This is a genomic window from Paraburkholderia atlantica (assembly GCF_009362785.1).
GTDB classification, from domain to species: domain Bacteria; phylum Pseudomonadota; class Gammaproteobacteria; order Burkholderiales; family Burkholderiaceae; genus Paraburkholderia; species Paraburkholderia atlantica.
On sequence record NZ_WHNQ01000019.1, the window covers coordinates 57110 to 83035 of the forward strand.

A 25926-nucleotide genomic window follows, 5' to 3' on the forward strand; every position below is an offset into this window, starting at 1 on the left:
CCGTCATGCTTGAGCGAACAGGCGCACATCGCGTGCGTCCCAGTCGACGAGCGCCTGGGTACCGATCGCGATGCCGCTGTCGTGCCGATGCGCGGCCGGCATCCGGATCGAGATTTCCTGCTGCCACGGCGTCGCCACCGCGTAGTGCATCGCGTCGCCGAGATACGTGATATCGCGCACCGTCACGGGCAGGCCGCTCGTGCCGCTTGCACTTTGCAGCGCGCTGATGCGCATCTGCTCGGGGCGGATCATCAAGGTGCCGTCGTCGCCCGCGGTCAGCGCGGGGCTGAAGGCGTCCGACGCGATCTCGTGACCGTTCGGAAACACGCCGTTCATGCGGCCTTCGCTACTCTTCGTGACCTTCACCGGCAAGAAATTCGAATTGCCGATGAAGCTGGCGACAAAGCGCGACGCCGGGTTCGCGTATAACTCCTCACCGGTGCCCACCTGCTCGATGCGGCCTTTGTTGAACACCGCGATGCGGTCGGACAGGCGCAGCGCTTCTTCCTGGTCGTGCGTGACGTAGAGGATGGTCACGCCCGTCTCCTGATGGATGCGGCGCAGTTCGAGCTGGATTTCCTCGCGGAGCTTCTTGTCGAGCGCGGACAGCGGCTCGTCCATCAGCAGCACGGGCGGATCGTAAGCCAGCGCACGGGCGATCGCCACGCGTTGCTGTTGCCCGCCCGACAACTGCGCGGGCATCCGGTCGCGGCACTCGGACAGATGCACGAGCTTGAGCATCTTGTCGACTTGCGCGTTGACCTCGGCTTCGGGGCGCCGGCGCACGCGCAGCGGAAACGCCACGTTCTCACCCACGGTCAGGTGCGGAAACAGCGTGTAGCGCTGAAACACCATGCCGATGTTGCGCTTGTTCGGTGCGACCGCCAGCAGCGGCTTGCCGTCGAGCAGCACGCGGCCGTCGGTGGGCTCCTGGAAGCCCGCGACGATATACAGCGTCGTGCTCTTGCCCGAACCGGACGGTCCGAGAAAGGTCATGAATTCGCCCTTGCGCACATCGAGGGAAACCTGGTCGATGGCGACGACGTCGTCGTAGGTCTTGCGCAGACGCTGGATTTGCAGAAATGCAGTCATGGCTTGTTTACCTCGCTGATTACGTCGATTAGCGCGCGCGGCGCAGCACGGCGCCCGCCAGCATCAATACGGTCGTCAATGCGACCAGCAGTGAAGACGCCGCCGCAACGACGGGCGTCAGGTCCTGCCGCAGCGTCGACCAGATACGCACGGGCAGCGTTTGCAATGTCGGGCTCGACATGAAGATCGACACCACGACTTCATCCCACGACGCCAGAAACGCGAAGATCGCGGCGGCGAACAGGCCGAGCCGGATCGCGGGAAGGGTCACGCGCAGCTTCACGGTGAGCGGCGACGCGCCACAGATCAGCGCGGCATCTTCGAGCGCCGTATCGAAGCTCACCAGCGAGTTGCTGATGGAGATGATCGAGAACGGCAGCGCAATGATCAGATGGCCGATCACGAAACCGGTCATCGTGCCGTTCAGGCCGATGCGCAGAAAGAACGCGTACAGCGCGACGGCCAGAACGACGACGGGCAGCACCATCGGTGTCAGGAAGAAGCCTTTTACCGCTTCGCGGCCGCGGAACTTGCCGCGCACCAGCGCAAGCGACGCAAGAAAACCGAGCAGCACCGAAAGCGCCATCACGATCACGGCCAGCTTCGCGCTCGTCAGCAGCGAGTCGATCCAGCCCGCGTCCGTGAAGAGCTGCCGATACCACTCGAGCGTCCAGCCCGGCGGCGGGAAGATCAGCCACTGCGAATCGCCGAACGACAGCGCGACGATGAACAGGATCGGCAGCAACAGAAACAGTGCGACGGCCGCGCCTATCGCCACCAATGCCCAGCGAAGGCCGCCGAGACGATCGAAATCGAGCAACATGTCAACGTCCTCCCTGAATTGCGCGCGCACTGCCGGTGAAGCGCAATTGCAACGCATAGAGCACGAGCGTCACGCTCAGCAGTACGAAAGCGGCAGCACCGGCGAGGCCCCAGTTCAGCAGTTCCTGCACCAGCTGTGCGATCAGTTCGGCGAGCATCATGTAGGACGGACCGCCGAGCAGCGCGGGCGTGACGAAGTAGCCGAGCGCCATCACGAACACCATCAGCGCGCCGGAGGCGACGCCCGGCATCGCGAGCGGCACGAGGATGCGCCAGAACGCCTGCCAGCGGCTCGCACCGCAGACCGCGGCGGCGCGCAGCGTCGACGGGTCGATGCCGCGCAGCGTCGCGTGCAGCGGCATCACGAGGAACGGCAGCATGATGTATGTCATACCGATCGTCACGCCGGTCAGGTTGTTCACCAGTGCGAGCGGCTCGTGAATCAGGCCGATCGCCATCAGCGCGCGGTTGATCGGACCGGTGCCCTGCAACAGCACCATCCACGCGAAGGTCCGTGCAAGCAGGTTGGTCCACATCGACAGCAGCAGGATCGCGAATAGCACGGAGCTGAGCTTGCGCGGTGCGATCGCGAGCAGCCACGCCATCGGAAAGCCCACCAGCACCGTGACGAGCGTCACGACCGTCGCGACGAGAAAGGTATTGCCGAAGACGCGCAGATACGTGGTCGAACCAACCAGTTGCTGATAGTTCTCCAGTCCCGGTGTCGGTTCGAGCACGCTGCGCAATAGCAGCGACAGCACCGGCAGCAGGAAGAAGATCAGCAGCAGCAGCATGGCCGGCGTCAGCAGCCAGATGCTGCGCCAGTCGCGCCGCTTGCGCGCGGCCGTCGCGGGCGGATGCGCGACGGTACTCATTACGTTGGGCATGATGTCTCCTGCTCGGTGTCTCTGTGCGCGCCGGTTCACTGCGCGGCGCTCGGCTCTAACGTCGGTCCGTGCGGCTTATTTCGATTGCCACGCGTACCAGCGCTTCGCAATCGCGTCGCGGTTGTCGGCCCAGTACTTCATGTCGAGATTGATCTGCGAGTCCTTGTACTGGTCGGGCAGCGTCTTCGCCATCGCGGCCGGCATCAGCGCGGCCGATTTCACGTTGATCGGCGCGTAACCCGTCTCGGCGGCGAACTTCGCCTGCGCCTGCGGACTCGTCGCGGCCGCCAGATACTTCATGGCTTCCGCGCGATGCTTGGCGCCCTTCGGAATCACCAGCATGTCGGCGGCGGTCAGATTCTGGTTCCACGAAATGGCCACCGGCACACCGGTCTGCGCGAGCGCGTGCAAGCGCCCGTTCCAGAACATCCCGATCGGCGCTTCGCCCGACGCGAGCAGTTGCTGCGACTGCGCGCCGCCGCTCCACCAGACGATGTCGCCCTTGATCGTGTCGAGCTTCTTGAAGGCGCGGTCGAGGTCGAGCGGATAGAGCTTGTTCGGCGGCACGCCATCGGCGAGCAGCGCGATTTCCAGCACGCCCGGCGCCGACCACTTGTAGAACGTGCGCTTGCCGGGGAATTTCTTGGTGTCGAACAGATCTGCCCACGTCTGCGGCTGCGCGCCCGTGTACTTCGACTTGTTGTAGCCGAGCACGAACGAGTAATAGAAGCTGCCCACCGCGTCCGGGGTCGCAAAGCGCGGGTCCAGTTCGTCCTTCTTCACGACCGAGTAGTCGATCGGCTCGATCAGACCGGCCTTTTGCGCGGCGTACGCGAAGTCGCCTTCCACATCGACGACGTCCCAGCTGACGTTGCCGCTGTCGACCATTGCCTTCAGCTTGCCGTAGTCGGTCGGACCATCCATCAATACGGTGATGCCGCTCGCTTGCGTGAACGGCTGCGCCCAGTTCTTCTGTTGCGACGACTGCGTGGTGCCGCCCCAACTGGTGAAGACGATCGGGTCTGCGGCGAGTGCGGGCGCTGCGGCGAGCGCCGTCGCGCAAGCAACGAACAACGGCGCGATAAACGGAATGCTTCTGCTGCTCATGTCTGTCTCCGGGATACGGTTGGGTGTTGCTTCGTCGGTCCGGCGGCGAGAAAACGCGCCGGCTTCATCGTTGTGAGTTGTGGATTTCGGGTTGCAGCGGTGCCGCGCTGTCAATGAGCGAGGCCGAGCGGCTGCACGGTGCCGGCTTCGCTATCGCCGACATAAATGCCGAACGCGTCCTGCCGGCGTTCGCGCTCATAGCGTTCGAGCATCGAGCGCACCGCGGCGTCGCTCACGTCGTCCCACGGAATCTGGGACAGCGGCACGATGCGCACGCTGCTGTCGAGCCACGGCGAGCCGTTGGGAATCACGCGGCCGCGATAGTAGATATGCACGCCGGGCTCCTTGCCGCTGCCGTCCTCGAATACCGCGAACAGGAAGTCGAGATGCACGCGCAGGCCGAGCTTCGCGAGCACGCCGTGCAGGCTCGCGGGGTCGCTGGCCGGGTCGAGCTTGATGCCTGTTGGCAGGCCCAAGCCTTTGCCTGTGTCGACCAGTACGAGCCCGTCGCGATGCTCGAGAATCGCGCCGACTTTCGCGCGCGCACCGGCTGCGGCCAGCGCGTCCTGCGACAGGCTGAAGTTCACGTATGCGCCGCGGCAGTAGCCGAGCGGCGACGAGCTCGTTTGCACGAAGTCCACCACGCGACCGATCAGGATGATGTGATCGCCCGCATCGACCACTTGATGCGTCGTGCAATCGAAGCTCGCGGCCGCGCCATCCATCACCGGCGAACCCGTTTTGCGTGTGCTCCACGGCACTTGCTTGAACTTGTCCGTGGCCTTCGAAGCGAACACGCCCGACACATGCTTCTGGTCTTCGGCGAGCACGCTCACCGCGAAGCGGTGCGTGTCGGAGAACACCGCATAACTCGCCGCGGTCTTCGCGATGCATACGAGAATCAGCGGCGGATCGAGCGACACCGACGTGAACGAGTTCGCCGTGAAGCCGCGCGGCGAACCGTCTGCCTGGATCGTCGTGACGACGGTCACGCCCGTCACGAATGCGCCGAGCGCGCGTCGAAAATCGACGATATCGAAAGCGGGTTGCGCGGTCGCGGCGGTGATCGGCTCAGCCATGGCGTTCTCCGGTTGGTACTGCGGTAGTTGCGGCGGTAGTTGCTGCGGTCGTTGCTGCGGTCGTTGCGGCGTTCTTGCGGCGCGACGCCGATGCTTCGACAAGGAACGCGAGCAGGCTTGCGTTCACGCGCTCCGGGTCGGTGACGTTCATCATGTGGCGAGCGTTGGCGATGACTTCGGCGCGGCCATGTGGTGCCGCTGCGGCCATCGCCCGCGACATCTGGGCGCTCGAATTCGGATCGCCTTCACCCGTCAGAAATAGCGCGGGAACCGCGAGACTCGCGAGACGCCCGACATGCGCGTCGTCCGAGCATGCGAACAGACGATAGGTGCGCGCGTAGCCCACCGGATCGACAGCAAGCAGCAGCGCGCGCACCGCGCGCGCGGCCTGGGTCAGATGTCCCGGAATGGGATCGCCGAACCAGCGCGACAGCGTTCCGTCCACCCCGGTGTCGGCCCGCGCATCGCCGAGCGTGGCCGCGCGTGTCATCACCGCCTCGCGTTGTGCCGGCGTACGGTCGTACACCGCGTTCAGCGCGGCGACACTCAGCGTGCGCTGGGGGTGATTCAGCGCGAATTCGAGCGCGACCAGTGCGCCCATCGAGTGCCCCACCACGTGCGCGCGCTCGATCCGCAGCGCGTCGAGCAGCGACGCGAGCTGCGCCGCGTATTCGTCGAGCGAGGGCTCCGCGCTCGGCAGCACGCTGTCGCCGTGCCCCAGCATGTCGTAGACAACGACGCGAAACGATGCGGACAACGCATCGATCTGCGGCGCCCACACGCTCTGATTCATGCCCACGCCGTGGATCAGCACGACCGTTTCGGCGACGGCATCCGATTGCGGCGGGTACACGCTGTAGCAGGTGCCCGCGGTTCGGTCCCGCTGACCACGCGAGATCACGCGCGTCGGCGACAAATCGGGCTTCATCGGACACGCTCCACTTCGAACGGCATGGGGTTCTCCTTTCAGGCTTCGAGCCGCAAACCAACATCGATGAGATTATGGTATGCCATCTTATGGCACACAACAATGCATGGCGTATTATGGAATACCATGATCTCGCGGTGAATTCGGCTGGCACGCTTTGGGCTAATGCGCGGTTTAGCGCGATCAAACAGACAAAAGAAAAGGCCGCCGGCATATGCCGGCGGCCTTGATAGAGGCGACTGCGGATGGACTCAGGCGTCGCCGGTCGCTTCGTTCTGCTCGGCAAGAACCTTCAAAGCCAGTTCCGACACCCGTTTGATATGCGCGAACGATGCTGCGGAAGCCGCGTCGCCGTCGCGCCGCTCGATCGCGTCGAGCAGCAGGTTCATTTCGCGGTTCGACTCGCCGCCTCTGCCCGGCGTCGCGATGGTCAACGCGCGCAGGCGGTTGATGCGCGCGTTGAGTGATGTGACGACCGCCAGCGACACCTGTTTGTTGGCGGCTTCGAACAGCGTTTCGTAGAAGCGCTCTGTGTACTCGAGCACGCGCGGCAGATCGTGTTTCTCGAACGCGTCTTCGATGATGGCGCGGATCTCGCGCAGTTGCCGCACGACTTCAGGGGTGGCGCCCTCGGCGCAGGCCCGCGCGGCGTTCGCTTCGAGCAGCCCGCGCAATTCGTAAATTTCGCTGACCTGCGCGGGGTCGAGCCGCGCGACGATCGGTCCTTGCCGCGCGACGATCTCGACCAGACCCTCGGTCTCCAGATGCCGCAGCACCTCGCGCACGACAGTGCGGCTCACGCCAAGCTCGTCGCACAGCGTACGTTCGACGAGGCGTGTGCCCGGCCGGAAATACCCTTGGACTATCGCAGCGCGCAGTTTGTCGAGCGTGAGCTCACGCAAGGTTTTGACATTGCGGTCGATTTTGAGGTCGTGCATAGGCGGCAGTGGGACGGTGGACGGAGGCCCACACACGGAGTGCGGGCGTGGAATGCCATATTATGACCTATCCGGCGTTCAGGCTTGCACGCAAGGGCACGATCAGCCGCCCAGGCCCTCGACGATCGTGATCTGGGCCCGGCAATGTCCGTCGCGCTTCTGTTTGGCGGCCTGATACTCGGGCGAGTGATAGCAGTCGAGCGCCGTTTGCATGTCCCTGAAGCGGATCACGACGTGCCGCTCGAACGACTCGCCTTCCAGCACCTCCGACGCGCCGCCGCGCGCGAGAAACACCGCGCCGTACTTGTTGAACGCCTGCGGTGCGATGTCCGTGTAGCCCTTGTATTTCGCGGCGTCGAGTACGGTTACGTGGGCGATCCAATATGCAGCCATATCTCCTCCTTCTAACTCCTGAATGGTTTGCGCAATGCCGGCCGTTTCGTTGATGGTCTGACGAACCGCGCTGCGTGTTTTTGGCGTCGCTGCTCGCCAGCAAATACCTCGCAAAACCGCCCTGTTCCCCACCGGACACGGCTTTCGCCGGCGCCCCGGGTTAACACTCATGGCATGCCGTAACATGGTATACCACAATGCCTCACACATCCAACCCACGCAGGAAGCTGCCATGAGCCTGATTCGCAAATCCATCCTCCATGTCGAAACCGTCTTCGTCGACGGCGACAAGGTCGCCGCCAAGCCGCTGAAAATGATCGGCGCGGCCGCCGTGATCAAGAACCCGTGGGCGGGCCGCGGCTATGTGGAAGACCTGTCGCCGGAGATTCGTGCGCTCGCGCCGCAATTGAGCGAGCACCTGACCAGGCTGATCATCGACGAAGCCGGTTCGGGCGAAGCGGTCGAAGCGTTCGGCAAGAGCGCGATCGTCGGCCTTGCGGGTGAGATCGAGCATGCGTCCGCGCTGATCCACACGCTGCACTTCGGCAACATCTATCGCTCGGCCGTCGGTGCGAAGTCGTATCTGGCGTTCAACAACACGCGCGGCCCCGCCAACGCGCCGCTGCTGATCCCGATGATGGACAAGAACGACGAAGGCCGCCGTTCGCACTACCTGACGCTGCAGTTTGCGATTGCGGACGCGCCGGCCGCGGACGAACTGGTGATCGCGATTGGCGCCTCCATCGGTGGCCGTCCGCATCACCGCATTGGCGATCGCTACAAAGACCTCGCAGAGCTCGGAAATGACGTCAAGAACCCTGCAGCTGTCAAATAAGCGCGTCGCGCACTATCTGGAACAGGGCACCGGCGAACCGCTGGTCCTGATCCACGGCGTCGGCATGCAGGCGCTCGCGTGGTATCCGCAGATCGAAGCGCTGTCGTCCGAGTTCCGGGTGATCTCGGTCGATATGCCGGGCCACGGTCGAAGCGATCCGCTCGAACCGGGCGTCGGCTTGCAACAGTTCGTCGAGTGGGCAGCGAGTTTCATCGAGGCGCTGGATATGGGCCCCGTCAATCTGGGCGGCCATTCGATGGGCTCGTTGATCGCTGCGGGCATCGCGGTCACGCGGCCCGATCTGGTCAAGCGCGTCGCCGTGTTGAACGGCGTGTATCGGCGCACCGCGCAAGCGCGCGTTGCCGTCCTGAGTCGCGCGGCCGAACTGCGCTCGGGCGCCGTCGATGTGGCAACGCCTATGCAGCGCTGGTTCACCGCTGAGGAATCGCAACGGGTTGCCGCGCAACGGGTCGAGTCGTGGCTGAAGTCGGTGGACCTGTGCGGCTACGCGACTGCCTACACAGCATTCGCGAACGGCGACGACGTATATGCCGAAGGCTGGAACACGATCACCTGCCCTGCCCTCGTGCTCACCGGTTCCGACGATCCGAACTCGACGCCGGCAATGGCCACACAGATGGCGCAAGCCGCCCGTCACGGCCACGCCGTCGTGATCGACAACGAGCGCCATATGGTGAACCTAACCGCGCCTCGCGAAGTCAACCGCGCGCTGCGTGCATGGTTGCAGACGGCGCCGCAGACGGAAAACCACGAAGTGGAAGTGTGAAATGAGCCAACAGACGAGCCAGCAAGTTTGCCAGGTAGTGAGCCAGGAAGCCGCGAGACTCAACACGCGCGAGCTGCGCGACGCGTTCGGCGCGTTCATGACCGGCGTGACGATCGTGACCACCGCGAGCGATGACGGCAAGCCGCTCGGCTTCACCGCCAATTCGTTTTCGTCCGTTTCGCTCGACCCCGCGTTGCTGCTGGTGAGTATTGCGAAGACGTCGAGCAACTACCAGACGTTTTCCACCAGCGGGCACTTCGCGATCAACATCCTCGCGGAAGGGCAAAAAGAGCTGTCCAACACGTTCGCGCGACCGAGCGACGATCGCTTCGCCAACGTGGCCTGGCATCTGAGCCAAAACCGCAACCCGCTGATCGACGACGTCAGTGCGTGGTTCGACTGCACGACGCACGCGGTGATCGACGCGGGCGATCATGCGCTGATCGTCGGCAAGGTCGAGGCGTTCCATTCGGCCGGCTACGCGGGCCTCGGCTACTACCGCGGCGGCTATTTCACGCCGGCCAGGGTGTCGGCCGAAGTCATCGCGGGCCCGAAGGTCATCGTCAGCGCGATCATTGCGCGCGACGACAAAGTGCTGTTGGTCAAAACAGCCGACGACAAATGGGGACTCCCGTCGAAAGAGATCGGCAAGGAAGGCGCCGACAAGGCACTCGCCGAGATCTTCGAGAAGTACCAGCCCGACGCATCGGCAAGTTTCATCTATTCGGCCTACAACAACACCGAAACCCAATACCAGTACATCTCGTTCCTGTGCAGCGCACCGGATGAACTCGCCGCTTCGGGTCACGCTTCGGGCAAGTTCATCAGCCTCGACGACATCGACACGCAAGCGTTGCAGGACAGCGCGTTGGCCAGCATGCTGCATCGCTACCGCAAGGAAAGCCAGTTGAAGAGCTACGGGTTGTACTTCGGCGACCATAGCAACGGCACAGTCCGCCCGCTTCATTCCTGAAAGGTCACATCATGCGATTTTCCCTCTTCGTTCACATGGAGCGCGTCTCCGAGCAGACCAGTCAGAAGCAGCTGTATGACGAAATGGTCGAGCTTTGCCAGATCGCCGATCGCGGCGGCATGCACGCGGTCTGGACCGGCGAGCACCACGGCATGGACTTCACGATCGCGCCGAATCCGTTCATCAATCTCGCGGACCTCGCCAACAAGACGAAGCACGTGAGGCTCGGCACCGGCACGGTGGTGGCGCCGTTCTGGCATCCGATCAAGCTCGCCGGCGAAGCCGCAATGACCGACATCATTTCGAACGGTCGCCTTGAGTTGGGCATCGCGCGCGGCGCGTATTCATTCGAATACGAACGCCTGCATCCGGGCCTCGACGCGTGGGGCGCGGGTCAACGCATGCGCGAACTGATCCCGGCCGTAAAAAAGCTCTGGGAAGGCGATTACGCGCACGAAGGCGAATTCTGGAAATTCCCTGCCACGACGTCTTCGCCGCTGCCGCTGCAGCGCCCGCACCCGCCGATCTGGGTGGCCGCGCGCGACCCGAACAGCCACGAATTCGCGGTGTCCAACGGTTGCAACGTGCAGGTGACGCCGCTGCATCTGGGCGACGAAGAAGTCGAGAAGCTGGTTGGCCACTTCAACGCCGCGTGCGAGAAGTTCAGCAACCTGCCGCGCCCGCAGATCATGCTGCTGCGTCACACGTATGTGGCGAGCAGCGAGCACGACGCGCAGATCGCCGCCGACGAAGTGAACACCTTCTACAACTACTTCGGTGCATGGTTCAAGAACGAGAGACTGGTGAGCCGCGGCATGATCAAGACGCTGAGCCCGGAAGAGATTGCCGCTCATCCGTTCTACACGCCCGCGGCGATGCGCAAGAACAACGTGATCGGCACGCCCGAGGAAGTGATTGCGCGCCTGCGGGCATACGAGGCGCTCGGCTTCGACGAGTACTCGTTCTGGATCGATACGGGCATGAGCTTCGAGCGCAAGAAGGCGTCGCTCGAACGCATGATCAACGACGTGATGCCTGCATTCCGCTAAGGGGCCGACTCCATGGATTCGCATTTCCAGCTGTATATCGACGGACAGTTCGAACCGGGCGCCGCCACGTTCGCGAGCGTGAACCCGGCCACCGGCGAAGCATGGGCCCGGATGCCCGAAGCGCGCACGGAGCAGGTCAACCGCGCGGTCGAGGCGGCCAACCGCGCGCTCACCGATTCCGCGTGGGCCGGCCTCACCGCGTCGGCGCGCGGCAAGCTGCTCTACAAGCTGGCCGGGCTCGTCGAAAAGGCAGCGTCGCAACTCGCTGAAATCGAAACGAACGACACCGGCAAGATCATTCGCGAGACGTCCAGCCAGATCGCTTACGTCGCCGAGTACTACCGCTACTACGGCGGCATCGCCGACAAGCTCGAAGGGAGCAGCATTCCCGTCGACAAGCCGGACATGCAGGTCTGGCTCGAACGGCAGCCGGTCGGCGTGGTCGCCGCGATCGTTCCGTGGAACAGCCAGCTGTTTTTATCCGCCGTCAAACTCGGGCCGGCGCTCGCCGCCGGTTGCACGGTCGTGCTCAAAGCGTCCGAGGAGGCGCCGGGGCCGCTGCTCGAATTCGCGAAGCTCGTGCACGAGGCGGGCTTCCCGCCGGGCGTCGTCAACGTGATTACCGGCTTCGGGCCGGAATGCGGCGCGGTGCTCAGCAGCCATCCGAAGGTCGATAAGGTTGCCTTCACAGGTGGCCCGGAAACTGCTCGGCACATCGTGTCGAACACCTCGAACAACCTCGCGAAGGTGTCGCTGGAACTGGGCGGCAAGTCGCCCTTCATCGTGTTCGCCGATACGGATATCCAGAGCGCCGTGAACGCGCAGGTCGCGGCCATTTTCGCGGCGAGCGGCCAAAGCTGCGTGGCGGGCTCGCGGCTGCTGATCGAAGCCTCCGTGAAAGAGCGGTTTCTCGCCCTGCTGGTGGAACGCGTGTCGCGCATACGCGTGGGTTCCCCCAACGAGATGACGACCGAATACGGGCCGCTTTGCACTGAGAGGCAGTTGCGCAATATCGAGAAGGTCGTCGCGAACTCGGTGCGCCAGGGCGCCAGGGTGCTCGCTGGCGGCAATGCGCTGCAGCGCGACGGCTACTACTACGCGCCGACGATTCTCGACTGCACCGGCGTGAGCAACGCCGACAGCATCACGACGGAGTTGTTCGGGCCGGTGCTTTCGGTCGATACGTTCACCACCGAGCAGGAAGCGATCGACAAGGCGAACAGCACCGTCTACGGTCTCGCCGCGGGCATTTTCACCACCAATCTGACTCGCGCGCATCGCGTATCGAGGCGCGTGCGCTCCGGGATCGTCTGGATCAACACCTATCGCGCGGTGTCGCCGCTGGTGCCGTTCGGCGGCTTCGGCCTGTCCGGCCACGGCCGCGAGGGCGGCATGGCCGCGGCGCTCGAATACACGACGACGAAGTCGGTATGGCTGCGCACCTCGGATGAGCCGATCAGCGATCCGTTCGTGATGCGCTGAGCCCACGCGCGATCCATCCCCCGCTGCACCGTTTCAAAGCCGTAGAGGACAACGCGATGCCACGTCGATCGAACGTGGCATCGCGCATGCCTGTGCGATAAAGATGGAGACACTATGAAAGACCAGTCGAACGACAACCGCGTTCTGACCATTGAAAGCAACTCGATCGAGTACGTCGCTCCCGCGGATCGGCACGGCAAACCCGTCGATCTGTTCACCCTGTGGTTCTGCACGAACGTCGCGCCGCTTGCGGTGATTTCCGGTGCGACGTCGGTACTGGTCTTCCACCTCGATGTGGTGAGCGCGATTCTCGCGATCGCCGCCGGCCAGTTTTTCGGCGCCATTTTTCATGCGCTGACCTCCGCGCAAGGTCCGCTCGTCGGCGTGCCGCAGATGATTCAAAGCCGCGCGCAGTTCGGCCGTTATGGCTCGCTGCTCGTGGTCGGCTTCACCACGCTGATTTACCTCGGCTTCTTCGTCTCGAACATCATCCTCGCGGGCAAGACGCTGCACACCGCTGTCCCTGCCGTACCGGTGGCGGTTGGCACCGTGCTCGGCGCGATTCTCGCCACGCTGGTCGGCGTAATCGGCTATCACTTCATCCACCGCTTCAACAAGGTGGGCGCATGGTTCATGGGCGGCGCGCTGCTGATCGGCATGATCATGATGGCGCCCGGTCTCGACGCGCGGATTTTCCAGCAAGGCCATTTCGATCTGTCGAACTGGTTCGCGATGTTCGGACTTTGCGCCGTTTGGCAAATCAGCTTCGCGCCCTACACGTCCGACTATTCGCGCTACCTTCCGGCCACCACCGGCTTCGCGAAGACGTTCGCGTTCACGTATTTCGGCACGTCGCTCGGCACGATCTTCGCGTTCCTGTTCGGCGTACTGGCGATCAGCACCAGCCACGCCAGCGATGCGATGGAAGCCATCCGCACGCAAACCGGCCTGTTCGGCTACGTGCTGATCTTGCTGTTCCTCGTCAATATCATCGGGCACAACGGCATGAATCTGTATGGCGGCGTGTTGTCGTTCATTACCGCCGCGCAAACGTTCCGTCCGAACTGGGTGCCGGGCCGCAACGTTCGCATCGTCGTATCGACGGTGCTGCTGGCTTCGTCTACCGTCACTGCGTTGTGGGCGTCGAGCAACTTTATCGCGATCTTCCTGACCGCGATCTTCGCGATGCGTATCGTGCTCGCGCCATGGGTAGCGATCAATCTGGTCGACTTCTACCTGATCAGCAACCGGCGCTACCGCGTGTCGGAGATCATCGGCAGTAACGGCGGCGTGTACGGCTCGTTCAATTTCAAGGCCATCGCGATTTACCTCTTCGGCATCGCGGTTCAGGTCCCGTTCATGGAGGAGAGCTTCTTCCATGGTCCGTGGGCGTCGATCATGGGCGGTGCGGACGTCTCCTGGATCGTTGGACTGGTGGCGACGGCAGTGACTTACTACCTGTTCGCATCGAACGACGGTTCGCGCGCCCGCCATACTGCTCCGGCAGGTGTTCCCGCTTCCGAGTGAGCGGACCGAGCCCTCGACAGCGCCGCCCTCCCTATGAGCACATTGCGCGTCGCCATCCCCGCGACGCGCGCCATCCCATCGACGATACCGTTACGCAGGCGAGCTTTCGGCGTTCAGCTTCGACACCGCACCCGTCTGCTCGTCGTAGCGATAGCCTTGTTTCTCGAGGTGAGCGGTGATCGTTTCGACGATCACTTGCTGCTGGATCTCCTTGCGCAGCAATTCATGCTCCGGCTTGACCTGACTCAGTTCAGCGGTAAGCCGGCGGCTCAAGGTCGCTTCGCCTGCGCCGCGGGCAAGGACGACCACCATTTTTTCATTCGCCTGAGTCAGCTGCTGCTTCAGTGCGTTCGAGTAGTCGGACCATTTCCTGACGGTCTCCCGCGCCTCGGCAATCGCGGCGGCATGCGCTTCCGCGTCGCGCGACATCTGCGCCTTCAACGCCTCGAGTTCATGCGAGTCGACAGCCGCCGGCGACGCCGACTCGAGGTCCTCGACCTGCTCGCTCGCCGCCGCGCTTTCGGCCAGTTCGGCCGCGCGCTGCTGCTCCGCGTCGGCACGCTGCTGTGCTTCGGACAAGCTAGCCGACAACCTCGCGATTTCGGAGGCGTCCGCATCGCGCTCATCGGTCAGGCTGGCGATTTGCGTCTGGGCATTCTGCAATTCAAGCGCCGCGGCATCCCGCTCGGCCTTCGCGCCCGCGACCTCTTCGCGCCGGGCCGTGTGCGCTTCCTGCTCGGCCTGCAGCTCCGCGCGAATCGCTTCGAGCTCGCTCTGAAGACGAGCGACCGCTTCGGCATGCTCCGCCTCCAGCGCCGCGCGCTCTGCTTCGCCGGCCGCCGTTTCGACAACCGACTCCGCCGACTCGCTCGCCACCTCGCTCTCGCCTGCGGCATCGCTGTCGTCGCCCGCAATCGCTCCACGCTCGGCGGCCTGTTCCGCGCGCTCCAGTTCCGCTTCGAGGTGCGAAACGCGGTCGGCCAGCTCCTGCGCGCGCTTCTCGGCTGCGTCGGTGCGTTGCACCGCGAGCGCGATGTCCTCTTCGAGCCCGGCCACTGCATCGACCTTTTCGTCGTAGGCGCTGGTCATCTTGTCCAGCTGGACTTGCAGCGCGTCCAGTTCCTGGACGGTGGTTTGCAGCTCGGCGAGCGCTTCGTCGCGCTCGTTGCTGGCGTCCTCGACACGCTGGCGCATCGCGGCGAGGCGTCGCGCCACCGAGCGTTCCGCTTCGTCCTGCGCCGACGTCCACAGCCGGTCGAGCGCTTCGCGCATGGTGTCCGTCACGGTTTCCGGCAAAGCAGGACGTTCGACGACCTGCGGCACACGCGCGGCGCGCGTTTCGCGCCACTTGCGCAATGCCGCGGACACCGCGACCACCGAACCGCTATGAACTTCGGACCAGATAGCTACGGGAGACACCTTTTGGCCCTCGTCGGCCATCCGGTTTGCGATTTCAGCTACGAGTTCGTCCGTGATCGTAATGTTGCTTGACATGTCTGCCTCGACAAAGTGCTCGTGGTGACGAATACCGTTTCGTCGTCCGGGAGGCAGCCGCGCGCTGGGACTCGCCTCGCATAGCCACCAATTGTCGGCTACCTGCGAGGCGACCAATCGGTCGAAAAGCCGAGGTTACGGGGAGGTATTCACGGGATTGGGGCGCGGCCGTGCGGCGTCCGATCCGCGTGATACGACGAGCGCACGAGCGGCCCCGCCACCACTTCGACGAACCCCATCTTCAAACCTTCGTCGCGCAGCATGTCGAAAGTCGCGGGCGGCACATATCTGCGCACCGGCATGTGATACCGCGACGGCGCGAGATACTGGCCGATCGTCAGCACGTCGACGTCGTGCGCGCGCAGATCGCGCATCGTCGCGAGCAGTTCGCCGTCGGTCTCGCCGAGGCCGGCCATCAGGCCGGATTTGGTCAATACCGCCGCGTTCTGGCGTTTCGCACGCGACAGCAGGTCGAGCGAGCCGCCGTAGTCCGCGCCTGCCCGCGCCGCCCGATACAGCGACGGCACCGTCTCGATGTTGTGGTTGAAGACGTCCGGCCACGCCCCCGACAGCGCATCGAGCGCGCGCTCGATCCGCCCGCGAAAATCCGGCGTCAGGATTTCCACGCGAATGCCCGGTACGCGCTCGCGCACGAGCGCGATACAGCGCGCGAAGTGCGCGGCGCCGCCGTCGCGCAGATCATCGCGGTCCACCGATGTAATCACGACGTAGCGCAGCCCGAGCGCCGCGACGGCGTCGGCGAGCCGCGCGGGCTCGTCGTCGTCGAGCGCTTGCGGCCGGCCATGCGCGACATCGCAGAACGCGCAGCGCCGCGTGCAGATCCCTCCCATGATCATGAATGTCGCGGTGCGCTGCGCAAAACACTCGCCGATGTTCGGACACATCGCCTCCTCGCAGACCGAATGCAGCTTGTGCTGGCGCAGAACCGCCGCCATGCCCGCGACGGTTTCGCTCATCATCGGCCGCGCGTGCAGCCAGGGCGGCTTCGGCAAGACGGCCGCATGGTCCGCGGGCACGATCTTCACCGGAATGCGGGCGAGCTTGTCGCGGTTGCGCTTGCCATGCTGGCCAAGCGCCGTGAGGCTGTCGGTATCGGAAGCGGCGTCCATCGCGGTTATCCGAAGAACTCGTTGAGCAGGCGGTTCACGTCCGATGCAGCCTCCATCTGCACCATGTGCCCTTTGCCGTCGATCACGTGCACGCGCACCTGAGCGGGCAAGCCCTGCGCGTGCGCGGCCGGAATGATCTGGTCCTGCGCCCCCCAGATCACCAGCGTGCGCGGTGCCAGCGTGTCGAGCCGGTCGCGATAGACGCGGCTTTGCACCCCGCCTTCGAACGCGGACCCGGCGATCTTGCGCAGCGCGTCGTTCACGCCTTCTAGCCGCTTGTACTTGACGATGTCTTCGATCAATTGCCGCGTGACCAGCGACCCGTCGGCGAACAGCTTCACCAGATGCGGCTTCAGCGTGTTACGGCTGCTGCCCTCGACGAAGCCTTCGATGTACTCGCGGTTGATCTCGTCGCCGAGCCCGGCGCCCGCGATCAAGGCCAGCGACGCGACGCGTTCGGGGGCCTTCGCGGCGACCGTCATCGACACCGCGCTGCCCAGCGAATGGCCGACCAGATGCGCGCGCTCGATACCCCGGTCGTCGAGAAACGCGATCACGCTGTCGGCCAGTTCGTCGAGGCTGCCCGTGTCGAGCGTCTTGCCCGACTCGCCATGCCCCGGCAGATCGAGCGCCCACACGGCGCGGTGCGCGGCGAGATCCGCATGATTGAAGAGCCAGTTGTTCAGATCGCCGCCGAAGCCGTGGATCAGCACCGCGGGCGTGCCGCCGTCGCCGATCTTCAGGTAACGCAGGGTGCGCCCGCCGATCTGCGCTTTTTCCGGCTGCGGTCCCGCGTCCGCGGCATCCGCGGTGGCCGGCACGAAGTCGCGCTGGAACGCCTCGACGGCAGCATCGATGTCGGCGTCGGACGTCTCGGCGTCCGCGACGACGCCGAGCAGCGCGCCGATCGGCAGCGTGTCGCCCTGCTGCGCGATCTGCCGGCGCAATGTGCCGTCGAAAGCGCACTCGACGCCCGACGAAATCTTGTCGGTCTCGACGTCGAGTATCTCGTCGCCCTTCGCGACTTTTTCGCCGACCTCCTTCAGCCAGCCGTTGACCTGACCCTGCTCCATCGACAGCCCCCACTTGGGCATCGTGATCATGTGAATCGGCATTGCTCAGCTCCTTACTTTCCGCACGGCCGCGGCGATGTTTTCCGCCGACGGGATATACAGGTCTTCGAGCACGCCTGCGAAAGGCGCGGGTGTATGCGGCGCGGTCACGAGTTCGATCGGCGCCTTCAGCGAATGGAACGCACGCTGCGCGACCAGCGCGGCGATATCGGTCGCGACCGAGCAGCGCGGATTCGACTCGTCGACCACGACGACGCGCCCGGTGCGCTCAGCGCTTTCCAATATCGTTTCCTCGTCGAGCGGCGAGGTCGTGCGCAAATCGATCAGCTCGGCCTGAATGCCCTCTTTCGCGAGCTTTTCGGCGGCGTCGGTCGCGTGGTGAACCATCCGGCCATAAGTGACGATCGTCGCGTCGTCGCCATCGCGCACCACGTTCGCTTCGCCGAACGGAATCGCATACGACTCTTCCGGCACGTCGCCCTCGCGGCCATACAGCAGCTTGTGCTCGCAGAAGATGACCGGGTCGTTGTCGCGGATCGCCTGGATCAGCAGGCCCTTCGCGTCGTACGGCGTCGACGGACACACCACTTTCAGACCGGGTATGTGGGTGAACAACGACGTCAGCATCTGCGAGTGCTGCGCGGCCGCGCGCAGGCCCGCGCCCTGCATCGTGCGAATCACGACCGGCGTCACTGCCTTGCCGCCGAACATGTAGCGAAACTTCGCGGCCTGATTGAAGATCTGGTCGAAGCACACGCCCATGAAATCGATGAACATCAGCTCGGCCACCGGACGCAGACCGCATGCGGCCGCGCCGACCGCCGCGCCGATAAAGCCGCCTTCGGATAGCGGCGTGTCGAGCACGCGCCCGGGATACTTGTGAAAGAGCCCTTTCGTCACACCGAGCACACCGCCCCACGCATCCTGCTCGCCGGGGGACCCGGCGCCGCCCGCGTTGTCCTCGCCCATCACGATGACGGTTTCGTCGCGCGCCATTTCCTGGCTCAGCGCTTCGTTGATCGCCTGGGAAAACGTGATCTTCCGTGCCATGACTGTCTCCTGATTGATTGGTTCGCGCTGCGGATTACGGATAGGACACGTAGACGTCGGTCAGCAGGTCAGCGGCAGTCGGCAAAGGCGCGGCCTTCGCTTCCGTCACCGCGCCGTCGATCAACTGCTTCACCTCGGCATCGACGCCGCGCAGTTCGTCGGCGCTGAGCATTTCGGCGCGCACGACGCGCTCCTCGAAACGCTTCAGGCAATCTTTTTCGTCACGCAGCTTCTGCACCTCACCGGGCGCGCGATAGGTTTGCGCATCGCCCTCGAAGTGACCGAAATAGCGCGACAGCTTCACTTCGACGAGCGTCGGGCCGCCGCCGCCGCGGGCCCGCTCGATCGCGGCGCCGAGCGCCTCGTGCACCGCGAAGAAATCGAAGCCGTCGACGATCACGCCGGGCATGCCGAAGCCGCTGGCCCGGTCGGCGATGTTGTCGGCCGCGACCGACCACGTCGACGAGGTCGCCTCCGCATAGCCGTTGTTCTCCGCGACGAAAATCGCTGGCAGGCGCCACACGGAAGCGAGATTCATCGATTCGAAGATCACCCCCTGGTTCGACGCGCCGTCGCCGAAAAAGCACACGCCGACGCCGCCGGTCTTCTTCAGCTTCGCGGCGAGCGCGGCGCCGCACACGAGCGGACCACCCGCGCCGACGATCCCGTTGGCGCCGAGCATCCCTTTCGACAGATCGGCGATGTGCATCGAGCCGCCCTTGCCGCGGCACACGCCGGTGCTGCGGCCGTAGATTTCGGCCATCATGCCGCGCACGTCCACACCCTTCGCGATGCAGTGGCCGTGACCACGGTGCGTGGTCGCAACGTAATCCGCGTCGTTCAGATGCATCATCGTGCCGACCGCCGACGCCTCTTCGCCGGCATACAGATGCACGAAGCCGGGTATCTCGCCGGTCGCGAATTCGACGTGCAGACGCTCCTCGAACTCGCGGATCGTGCGCATCATCCGGTACGCTTCCAGCAGCTTTTCCTTGCTCAACTGCGTCAAAACAGACATGGTGTGTCTCCTTGGAATGATCTCGATGGTCACTGCTACTTCAGCCGGCTTTGCTTCAGGCGTTCGCTTCCTCCTCTGATTACCTCGGACGCGTCGCCGCTTCGCGCATCAACTGCCGCGACGCGCAAAAGCGGAGCGTGCGGCCGACATCGACGGTCAGCGGTCCCGCCCAATCGAGCGCGATCTCGTAGCGGTCGTCGCGCTCGAGCTCGATCTCGCGCTCGCCGTCGAAGGCGAGCGTCCCTTGTTCCGTATGCAGCGGCGTCCAGCAGCCCGCTTCGAAGCGCTCGCAGGTGCGCATCGTCACCCGATCGACACGGCCCGGCGCGAGCGGCGCGAAGATCGGCACGCCGGATTCGCCCGTGCGCGCGAACGTCATATGCAGCCCGTACGGCGCGCCGCGCTCGACCGGGGCCCACGCGCCGCCGATCGACGACAGGCCAATGCCATCGGGCGCCGCGAACGTCAGAAACAGCGCTTCGAGATCCGCGGGCTCGCAGACGGCCCGCGCGCCGACGAACCGCTGCCGGCTTACGCACACATCGACCAGCGCGATTTCCTCGCGCCCCTTGTTCGGGCCCGCGACGCAGCGGACCACGAGACGCTTGTTGCGCGTCAGCGCGACCTCGGGCGGCACGAGCCCGGAAGCCGCGAGCGCGCCCGCGAGGCCCGCCACCGTCGCTTCGCGCAGTTCCGGGAACGCGTTGTTGGTGCCCGTCGACAGCGTCAGCAGCGGCACGTCGCCGCAATGCGCGGCCACCGCGCGATGCGTGCCGTCGCCGCCGAGCACCGCGATCAGATCGACACCCAGCCCGACCATCCGCGCGACACCTGCGTGGGTGTCCGCCGCGCTGTCCGTGATCGGCAGTTCGAGGAATTCGACCTTCGGCCAGGGCTGCGGCTCTGCTACGGCCGCATGCGTTTCGAGCGCACGCAGCACCAAGGCGGCGACACCGGTCCGGTCACGCAAGGTCAGCACGCGCGCAACACCGAGCATGCCGAGGCCCGCGAGCAGACGCACGACCATGTTCGCTTTCTCGGCGGTCGGAAACACCGAGGCGTGTGTGGTGAGGCGTCGAATATCACGGCCCGATGCGGGGTTCGCGATCACGCCGACGGTGATGGGCGATAACACTGGCTTGTCTCCTGTGCGCGAGTTGCGAAGCGGACTTGCTGTGCTGAAGAGCGCTTGCTTTCGCGTTTGCTTTTGCGTTTGCTTTCGTCTGGCAGCGATACTGCAAAGGTCGGGCCAGTTGCTTGCGCGCCATGCTCACGCGCCGAAAGCGTTGTATTCAAAGGGCAGACGCGGGGGCCCGGGTTCCCGGCCGCTTTCATCAGACCTGCGCCGCGCAGTTCACTGTGTCTCACGAGCACGCCCCGCGACGTGGCGCGAGTCCCGACGCACCTCGCGACGCCTGCGCGGTGCCGCGCCAGATAAGGGTTTGCGCAATGCGACCAGCGTCTCGCCAGCCTCTGAGACGTTCGTCTCACGCGCGTCGAGTGCTGCGCCGCAATGTGATTGCTCGTTGCGGATGTGCTACAAGACAGGGACTCGCCCAACTCGGTGTCGCTCGCCTGGAGCCGGCCATGCCCTATGTTTCTCAAACGCAGCACGTCGATCGCGTACGCGGGGCCATCGAAGGGCGCTTGCCCGCGCCGGCGAATTCGCCGCGCCTCGTGTCGTCGTGGCAGCGCTCGTTCGAGCAGTACCGGCTCGACCCCAGCTCCGTGATCGGCCCGCGCGTGCTGTCGTCCGCCGAGCTGCGCGAAGTCCAGGGCAAGGAGGAAGCCTTTCTGCGTGCGTCGGGCCAGTGCCTGACGCGGCTGCACGAGATGATCCGCGTCGCCGACTATTGCGTGATGCTGTCCGACGCGCACGGCGTCACGATCGACTATCGGATCGACCGCGACCGGCGCAACGATTTCAAGCATGCGGGGCTGCACATCGGCTCGTGCTGGTCCGAGCGCGAAGAAGGCACCTGTGGCATCGCGAACGTGCTCACCGATCTCGCGCCGATCACCGTGCACAAGACCGATCACTTCCGGGCCGCCTTCACGACGCTCACGTGCAGTGCCTCGCCGATCTTCGCGCCGACCGGCGAGCTGATCGGCGTGCTCGATGCATCGGCGATTCGATCGCCCGACAACCGCGACAGCCAGGGGCTGGTTTTTCAATTGGTGCGGCAAAGCGCGAGTCTGATCGAGGATGGCTATTTCCTGAACCAGACCGCACAGCACTGGGTCCTGTTCGGCCATCAAAGCCGCCATTTCGTCGAAGCGCAACCCGAAGCACTGATCGCATTCGACGAATGCGGCAACATCGCCGCCGCAAACCGTAAGGCGCACGAGAGCATCGCGGGCCTCGACGGTCCGCGTCACATCGACGAGATATTCGATACGTCCGAGGTCCGTCTGCACGACGTCGCGCGCACCGACATGATCGTGGCGCTGCGGCTGCGCGCGACCGGCGCGATGCTGTATGCGCGCATTCGCGCGCCGATGAGACGCGCGGCTCGCCCGCTCGTCACGACACGGCCGGGCGATGTGCACGCCGACAGCAGCATCGGCGCAATGAGCCACTTTCTGCACAGCTCGGACGAACGGATCGCGCGCAATGCGGAAGTCGCGTTGCGGATCGCCGGCAAGCGGCTGCCGGTTATGCTGCTCGGCGAAACCGGAGTCGGCAAGGAGGTGTTCGCGCACGCGGTGCACGAGTCGGGTTCGCGGCGTACGCGGCCGTTCGTCGCCGTGAATTGCGGTGCGATTCCGGAGCCGCTGATCGAGAGCGAGCTGTTCGGTTATGCGCCCGGCGCGTTCACCGGCGCGCGCAGTCGCGGCGCGCGCGGCAAGATCGCGCTCGCGCACGGCGGTACGCTGTTTCTCGATGAAATCGGCGACATGCCGCTCGGCCTGCAAACACGGCTGCTGCGCGTGCTCGCCGAGGGCGAAGTGGTGCCGCTCGGCGGCGACGCGCCGGTACGCGTCGATATCGACGTGATCTGCGCGACGCACCGTGATCTGTTGCAGATGGTCGAAGCGGGAACGTTCCGCGAAGATCTCTACTATCGCCTGAGCGGCGCGACGCTGCGGATGCCGCCGCTGCGCGAGCGCACCGACATCCGCGATGTGATCGATACGGTATTCAACGAGGAAGCACAGGCGGCCAGCCATGTGCTGATGCTCGATCCGCAATTCGCCGAGCGTCTTGCCGCTTTCTCGTGGCCCGGCAATATCCGGCAGCTGCGCAACGTGCTGCGCTATGCGTGCGCGGTCTGCGATTCGGCTCGCGTCGAGTTGCGGCACGTGTCGCCGGACTTCGCCGCGCAACTCGCACCCGCCGCGACGCCCGCTCTCGCGGCGGACTCCACGTCGCCGGCCAGCGCCGACGACGAGCGGGCCAGGATCGTCGCGGCACTCACGCGTTGCCAGTGGCGGCCCAATGCCGCCGCGCAGGCGTTGGGCATATCGCGCGCGACGCTGTACCGGCGCATCGCGCGGCTGGGCATCGTCGGGCCGCATCGCACATAGGCGGCATCAACACTGAATTCTCGGTCGCCGTCATCCGCAACGTTCGTGTTCGACAAGCAGTACGTGATCTGTTACTGGGCCGCGCATGCGGCTTGGCAATGCTTTCGATCTACCGGTAGCACAACGCGGTGGCCATCCATGTCCGCCGCCGCCCAGACATCGTCCAATTCCCCCGCCTCACCCGGAGTGAAATCTTTCCGCAGTCCGTCCATTGCGAGCGAAAAGATTTTATTTCCGAACAACCCTGCTCCCACGTGCAACTTGTGCCGACACACAGGCATGACTTGCCGGACTCAGTGATCGGTCGCCACGAAAGACCATCCACTACCGCACATCGAATGTCCTGAACGGCTCACGCGACGCACTCGCGACCCGCAGGACTCCCCAACTCTCTCCAGATTTTCTCGTGGGCCGCCTCGCGGCAGCCCGCGCTATTGTCATGATTGGTCGACGTCAATTTCTTGGTTGTCTTTCTGCGCTCGGCGGAAGCGTCGTATTGAGCGCGTGCGGCGGCGGCGGTGGTAGTAGTGGTACGCCGGATGCCGGCGGTTCTTCCACGGGCAATTCCGCGAGTCCGTCGGGCACCGCAGCGCCCTCTACCGGCACAGCAACCTCCGGCATCGCGGCCTCGACGGGCACGACTGCCGCAAGTATTCCGATCTCGACGGGTAATGCGACCCCCGTGGCGAACGGCTCGTCACCGACGCCATCGAGTGGGACGGGGCCCACCGATACATCCGGCTCGACCTCGGGCGACAGCTCCGGCTCTGCATCAGAGCCGAACTCGGGGTCGCCCGGCAACGCTTCGAACGCTTCGCCACAGAACACGACGATCCCGCCGGCGACGGTGATCATCGACAGTCAGAACGCGCCGTGGACCCTGGTCGGCGGGTCTGTCTACAGGAACGGCGTCGCAGCGGGCTACACCTACAACGTTTCGTTGATCCTCTGGTACGGGAGCGCGATCTATCACGAGGGAACCGGCGGTCAGTTTTACGGATGGAATGGGACGACATGGCGATCGTGCAATGACCCGCGTTTGGGCGGCACCTCCGCCGACGGCGCCATGATCCCGCCCGCGACGTATCTGATCGACAAGGCCGGCTCGATATGGACCGTTGAGAATGGCGTCGTATACCGCAATCGCAGTGCCGTCGGCACGATCTCGGATGCGGCGCTTCTGCTGTGGTACGGCGGTAAGTTCTGGGCACAGTCGACCGGCGGTCAGTTCTATGTATGCGGCGGTGCCGATCAATGGTTGCCGTGCAACGATCCGCGCATCGCGACCGCGGCACCGGCCGGCTCGTTTCACGGTATCAACGGGCATTACGACTACCGGTATTCGACGTCACAGATCGTATCGATCATGCAAGCCCTCGGCTGCTCTACGTACCGGCTCAGCTGTACCGACTACGCACCGCAACTCGCCAAGGTCGTGGCGTTGGCCCAAGCCTTCCAGCCCGCGGGCCTGAAGCTTTTCGTGCTGGTCGACGTCGGCATCTACGACGGTAACGGCAACCTGTTCACGAGCGAATCGGCGGCCTATACGCGGGGTTTCAATTGCGCGGTCGCTGTCGCGTCGGCATTGCAACCCCACGGCGTGACCATGTATGAATGCGGCAATGAGCTGACGCGCGCGAATGGGATCATTCTCGACTCGACCAACGCGGGAACGAACGTCGTCGACTTCAACAATGCGAACTGGCCGCTGATGCGCGGCGTGATGCGCGGCATGATCGACGGAGTGAAGTCGGTGCAGGCGGACGCTAAATGTGGCGTCAACTTTTGTGTTGCCGATACCGGCGCATCCGACGCTCTGTGGGACGGCAAGCAGCCCGACGGCACGAGCGGCCATCCGACCGTGAGGTGGGACCTGACTACGTGGCACAACTACGAGGTGTATGGCGACATCTTCGACATCGGCACCGACGGGTCCGGCCCGGGCTTCGATTTGCCCACCTATTGCAAGGCCCGATATGGCGTCCCCTTCGTGATCTCGGAATGGAACACTGGACCGGAGAAGACCGAGGGGTACCGGGCTAACTACATCAGCTCGCGTCTGCTCACTTATTATCAGGCGAGAAAGACGAAGAACATCCAATCGGCGATGTATTACGAGCTCGATAGCGGGGACTCCACCTACGGCCTGATGATCGACGGCACGGTGCTTCCGCTTTCGTATAACGCATTCGCGAGTTTTATCGCGAGCCATGCCGATAGCTGAGCGTATTTGGCGACGCGGCTGCGTTCATGCTTCACGTTACGCACACAGCCGCGTCACTTCAGCTCACGCTTTCCGATGACATTAAACAAGGAGAATGGCCACTAACTGACCGGCGGTCGCAATAACGACAGCCAGCTCGACCGGATTGGCCAGAAGAAGGCCGAGAAAATCTGAATCGATAGACCGTGCGCGCCATGTCCCAACAAACCCGACCGACAAAATCAGCCCGAATAAAAGGTCGAATCCAAATCCTGCGGCGATCCATTTGTTATGCCTGACGAGATGTTCAGCGAATGCGAACATTGCCAAGAAGGCGATTTGGGATATGAGAACAACCAGTACGGCAATATGCTGCTGATTATCCTTTTTCATTGACTGGCGGAAATCCGATTGCTCGAACCCGGCACGACCTCCCCGGCTTCTGTCGTGGCCTGACCGCTGTAAGCGCCCGGCCCCCAACCGAAGGCACACAGGGGCCCCGCCTTGCGTGGCACAGATGTCCGCGGGTAC

General features: G+C 64.4%; 23 protein-coding genes. 8 read left to right on the forward strand and 15 right to left on the reverse strand.

Annotated elements, in window-relative coordinates; genetic code table 11:
- Window positions 1-3: 3 nt before the first annotated feature.
- The 8 genes from GCT19_RS24620 to GCT19_RS24655 all read right to left on the reverse strand — a co-directional run bounded on the left by GCT19_RS24620 (window position 4) and on the right by GCT19_RS24655 (window position 7246).
- Window positions 4-1092 (reverse strand): ABC transporter ATP-binding protein, encoded by a 1089-nt coding sequence (locus GCT19_RS24620; RefSeq protein WP_152853352.1) that lies wholly within the window; start codon window positions 1090-1092, stop codon window positions 4-6.
- A gap of 28 nt (window positions 1093-1120) precedes the next feature.
- Window positions 1121-1915, reverse strand: coding sequence for an ABC transporter permease (locus GCT19_RS24625; RefSeq protein WP_018436681.1), 795 nt, complete (start codon window positions 1913-1915; stop codon window positions 1121-1123).
- A gap of 1 nt (window position 1916) precedes the next feature.
- Window positions 1917-2801 carry an ABC transporter permease gene (locus tag GCT19_RS24630; RefSeq protein ID WP_026228935.1) on the reverse strand — a complete coding sequence of 295 codons (885 nt, stop codon included), beginning with the start codon at window positions 2799-2801 and terminating at the stop codon, window positions 1917-1919.
- A 75-nt stretch (window positions 2802-2876) separates the two neighbouring features.
- Window positions 2877-3908: an ABC transporter substrate-binding protein gene (locus tag GCT19_RS24635; protein ID WP_018436683.1), complete on the reverse strand. Its 1032-nt coding sequence runs from the start codon at window positions 3906-3908 to the stop codon at window positions 2877-2879.
- A gap of 110 nt (window positions 3909-4018) precedes the next feature.
- Window positions 4019-4987: a flavin reductase gene (locus GCT19_RS24640; RefSeq protein WP_152853353.1), complete on the reverse strand. Its 969-nt coding sequence runs from the start codon at window positions 4985-4987 to the stop codon at window positions 4019-4021.
- Window positions 4980-5915, reverse strand: coding sequence for an alpha/beta fold hydrolase (locus GCT19_RS24645; protein WP_152853354.1), 936 nt, complete (start codon window positions 5913-5915; stop codon window positions 4980-4982). Before GCT19_RS24645 ends, GCT19_RS24640 begins: the two co-directional genes overlap by 8 nt.
- A 251-nt stretch (window positions 5916-6166) precedes the next feature.
- A complete protein-coding gene (locus GCT19_RS24650; RefSeq protein WP_018436684.1) occupies window positions 6167-6853 on the reverse strand; it encodes a GntR family transcriptional regulator in 687 nt (228 codons plus the stop codon).
- A 102-nt stretch (window positions 6854-6955) separates the two neighbouring features.
- A complete protein-coding gene (locus tag GCT19_RS24655; protein ID WP_018436685.1) occupies window positions 6956-7246 on the reverse strand; it encodes a DUF1330 domain-containing protein in 291 nt (96 codons plus the stop codon).
- Window positions 7247-7478: 232 nt separating this feature from the next.
- Here GCT19_RS24655 and GCT19_RS24660 point away from each other — a divergent pair, with 232 nt between their 5' ends.
- The 6 genes from GCT19_RS24660 (at window position 7479) to GCT19_RS24685 (ending at window position 13899) form a co-directional block, all read left to right on the forward strand.
- Window positions 7479-8081, forward strand: a complete 603-nt coding sequence (locus GCT19_RS24660; protein WP_018436686.1) for an amino acid synthesis family protein — start codon at window positions 7479-7481, stop codon at window positions 8079-8081.
- Window positions 8050-8868, forward strand: a complete 819-nt coding sequence (locus GCT19_RS24665; protein WP_152853355.1) for an alpha/beta fold hydrolase — start codon at window positions 8050-8052, stop codon at window positions 8866-8868. Before GCT19_RS24660 ends, GCT19_RS24665 begins: the two co-directional genes overlap by 32 nt.
- A gap of 1 nt (window position 8869) precedes the next feature.
- A complete protein-coding gene (locus tag GCT19_RS24670; RefSeq protein ID WP_152853356.1) occupies window positions 8870-9841 on the forward strand; it encodes a flavin reductase in 972 nt (323 codons plus the stop codon).
- 11 nt (window positions 9842-9852) lie between these two features.
- Entirely contained in the window at window positions 9853-10890 is a 1038-nt protein-coding gene (locus GCT19_RS24675) for an LLM class flavin-dependent oxidoreductase (protein ID WP_152853357.1), read from the forward strand.
- A gap of 12 nt (window positions 10891-10902) precedes the next feature.
- Complete coding sequence (locus GCT19_RS24680) at window positions 10903-12372, forward strand: aldehyde dehydrogenase (protein WP_018436690.1); 1470 nt, start codon at window positions 10903-10905, stop codon at window positions 12370-12372.
- A 114-nt stretch (window positions 12373-12486) separates the two neighbouring features.
- Complete coding sequence (locus GCT19_RS24685; protein WP_152853358.1) at window positions 12487-13899, forward strand: purine-cytosine permease family protein; 1413 nt, start codon at window positions 12487-12489, stop codon at window positions 13897-13899.
- Window positions 13900-13989: 90 nt separating this feature from the next.
- On the opposite strand, the gene GCT19_RS24690 is transcribed toward GCT19_RS24685, so the two are convergent.
- From GCT19_RS24690 to GCT19_RS24715, 6 genes are all read right to left on the reverse strand, one after another.
- The gene (locus GCT19_RS24690) at window positions 13990-15393 is read right to left on the reverse strand and encodes a DNA-binding protein (protein WP_152853359.1); all 1404 of its coding nucleotides are present in this window, start codon (window positions 15391-15393) and stop codon (window positions 13990-13992) included.
- 149 nt (window positions 15394-15542) lie between these two features.
- On the reverse strand, window positions 15543-16523 hold the full coding sequence (lipA, locus tag GCT19_RS24695) for a lipoyl synthase (protein WP_152853360.1): 981 nt from the start codon (window positions 16521-16523) through the stop codon (window positions 15543-15545).
- A 5-nt stretch (window positions 16524-16528) separates the two neighbouring features.
- Window positions 16529-17638 (reverse strand): acetoin dehydrogenase dihydrolipoyllysine-residue acetyltransferase subunit, encoded by a 1110-nt coding sequence (locus GCT19_RS24700; RefSeq protein ID WP_152853361.1) that lies wholly within the window; start codon window positions 17636-17638, stop codon window positions 16529-16531.
- Window positions 17639-17641: 3 nt separating this feature from the next.
- Window positions 17642-18646, reverse strand: coding sequence for an alpha-ketoacid dehydrogenase subunit beta (locus tag GCT19_RS24705; protein WP_018436695.1), 1005 nt, complete (start codon window positions 18644-18646; stop codon window positions 17642-17644).
- 34 nt (window positions 18647-18680) lie between these two features.
- Window positions 18681-19664 carry a thiamine pyrophosphate-dependent dehydrogenase E1 component subunit alpha gene (locus tag GCT19_RS24710; protein WP_152853362.1) on the reverse strand — a complete coding sequence of 328 codons (984 nt, stop codon included), beginning with the start codon at window positions 19662-19664 and terminating at the stop codon, window positions 18681-18683.
- Between the two features lie 79 nt (window positions 19665-19743).
- Complete coding sequence (locus GCT19_RS24715) at window positions 19744-20799, reverse strand: ATP-NAD kinase family protein (RefSeq protein WP_018436696.1); 1056 nt, start codon at window positions 20797-20799, stop codon at window positions 19744-19746.
- A gap of 452 nt (window positions 20800-21251) precedes the next feature.
- Between GCT19_RS24715 and GCT19_RS24720 the strand changes: the two genes are divergently transcribed.
- Window positions 21252-23192: a sigma-54-dependent Fis family transcriptional regulator gene (locus GCT19_RS24720; protein WP_152853363.1), complete on the forward strand. Its 1941-nt coding sequence runs from the start codon at window positions 21252-21254 to the stop codon at window positions 23190-23192.
- A 439-nt stretch (window positions 23193-23631) separates the two neighbouring features.
- Window positions 23632-25416, forward strand: a complete 1785-nt coding sequence (locus GCT19_RS24730) for a hypothetical protein (RefSeq protein WP_193727447.1) — start codon at window positions 23632-23634, stop codon at window positions 25414-25416.
- 81 nt (window positions 25417-25497) lie between these two features.
- Here the strand turns inward: GCT19_RS24730 and GCT19_RS24735 are convergent, their stop codons facing one another.
- Complete coding sequence (locus GCT19_RS24735) at window positions 25498-25788, reverse strand: hypothetical protein (protein ID WP_018436701.1); 291 nt, start codon at window positions 25786-25788, stop codon at window positions 25498-25500.
- Window positions 25789-25926: the final 138 nt, after the last annotated feature.

Coding starts and splice junctions, on each gene's coding strand:
- GCT19_RS24620 (WP_152853352.1), bottom strand. CDS start 1,092: ATGACTGCATTTCTGCAAATCCAGCGTCTGCGCAAGACCTACGACGAC.
- GCT19_RS24625 (WP_018436681.1), bottom strand. CDS start 1,915: ATGTTGCTCGATTTCGATCGTCTCGGCGGCCTTCGCTGGGCATTGGTG.
- GCT19_RS24630 (WP_026228935.1), bottom strand. CDS start 2,801: ATGCCCAACGTAATGAGTACCGTCGCGCATCCGCCCGCGACGGCCGCG.
- GCT19_RS24635 (WP_018436683.1), bottom strand. CDS start 3,908: ATGAGCAGCAGAAGCATTCCGTTTATCGCGCCGTTGTTCGTTGCTTGC.
- GCT19_RS24640 (WP_152853353.1), bottom strand. CDS start 4,987: ATGGCTGAGCCGATCACCGCCGCGACCGCGCAACCCGCTTTCGATATC.
- GCT19_RS24645 (WP_152853354.1), bottom strand. CDS start 5,915: ATGAAGCCCGATTTGTCGCCGACGCGCGTGATCTCGCGTGGTCAGCGG.
- GCT19_RS24650 (WP_018436684.1), bottom strand. CDS start 6,853: ATGCACGACCTCAAAATCGACCGCAATGTCAAAACCTTGCGTGAGCTC.
- GCT19_RS24655 (WP_018436685.1), bottom strand. CDS start 7,246: ATGGCTGCATATTGGATCGCCCACGTAACCGTACTCGACGCCGCGAAA.
- GCT19_RS24660 (WP_018436686.1), top strand. CDS start 7,479: ATGAGCCTGATTCGCAAATCCATCCTCCATGTCGAAACCGTCTTCGTC.
- GCT19_RS24665 (WP_152853355.1), top strand. CDS start 8,050: ATGACGTCAAGAACCCTGCAGCTGTCAAATAAGCGCGTCGCGCACTAT.
- GCT19_RS24670 (WP_152853356.1), top strand. CDS start 8,870: ATGAGCCAACAGACGAGCCAGCAAGTTTGCCAGGTAGTGAGCCAGGAA.
- GCT19_RS24675 (WP_152853357.1), top strand. CDS start 9,853: ATGCGATTTTCCCTCTTCGTTCACATGGAGCGCGTCTCCGAGCAGACC.
- GCT19_RS24680 (WP_018436690.1), top strand. CDS start 10,903: ATGGATTCGCATTTCCAGCTGTATATCGACGGACAGTTCGAACCGGGC.
- GCT19_RS24685 (WP_152853358.1), top strand. CDS start 12,487: ATGAAAGACCAGTCGAACGACAACCGCGTTCTGACCATTGAAAGCAAC.
- GCT19_RS24690 (WP_152853359.1), bottom strand. CDS start 15,393: ATGTCAAGCAACATTACGATCACGGACGAACTCGTAGCTGAAATCGCA.
- lipA (WP_152853360.1), bottom strand. CDS start 16,523: ATGGACGCCGCTTCCGATACCGACAGCCTCACGGCGCTTGGCCAGCAT.
- GCT19_RS24700 (WP_152853361.1), bottom strand. CDS start 17,638: ATGCCGATTCACATGATCACGATGCCCAAGTGGGGGCTGTCGATGGAG.
- GCT19_RS24705 (WP_018436695.1), bottom strand. CDS start 18,646: ATGGCACGGAAGATCACGTTTTCCCAGGCGATCAACGAAGCGCTGAGC.
- GCT19_RS24710 (WP_152853362.1), bottom strand. CDS start 19,664: ATGTCTGTTTTGACGCAGTTGAGCAAGGAAAAGCTGCTGGAAGCGTAC.
- GCT19_RS24720 (WP_152853363.1), top strand. CDS start 21,252: ATGCCCTATGTTTCTCAAACGCAGCACGTCGATCGCGTACGCGGGGCC.
- GCT19_RS24730 (WP_193727447.1), top strand. CDS start 23,632: ATGATTGGTCGACGTCAATTTCTTGGTTGTCTTTCTGCGCTCGGCGGA.
- GCT19_RS24735 (WP_018436701.1), bottom strand. CDS start 25,788: ATGAAAAAGGATAATCAGCAGCATATTGCCGTACTGGTTGTTCTCATA.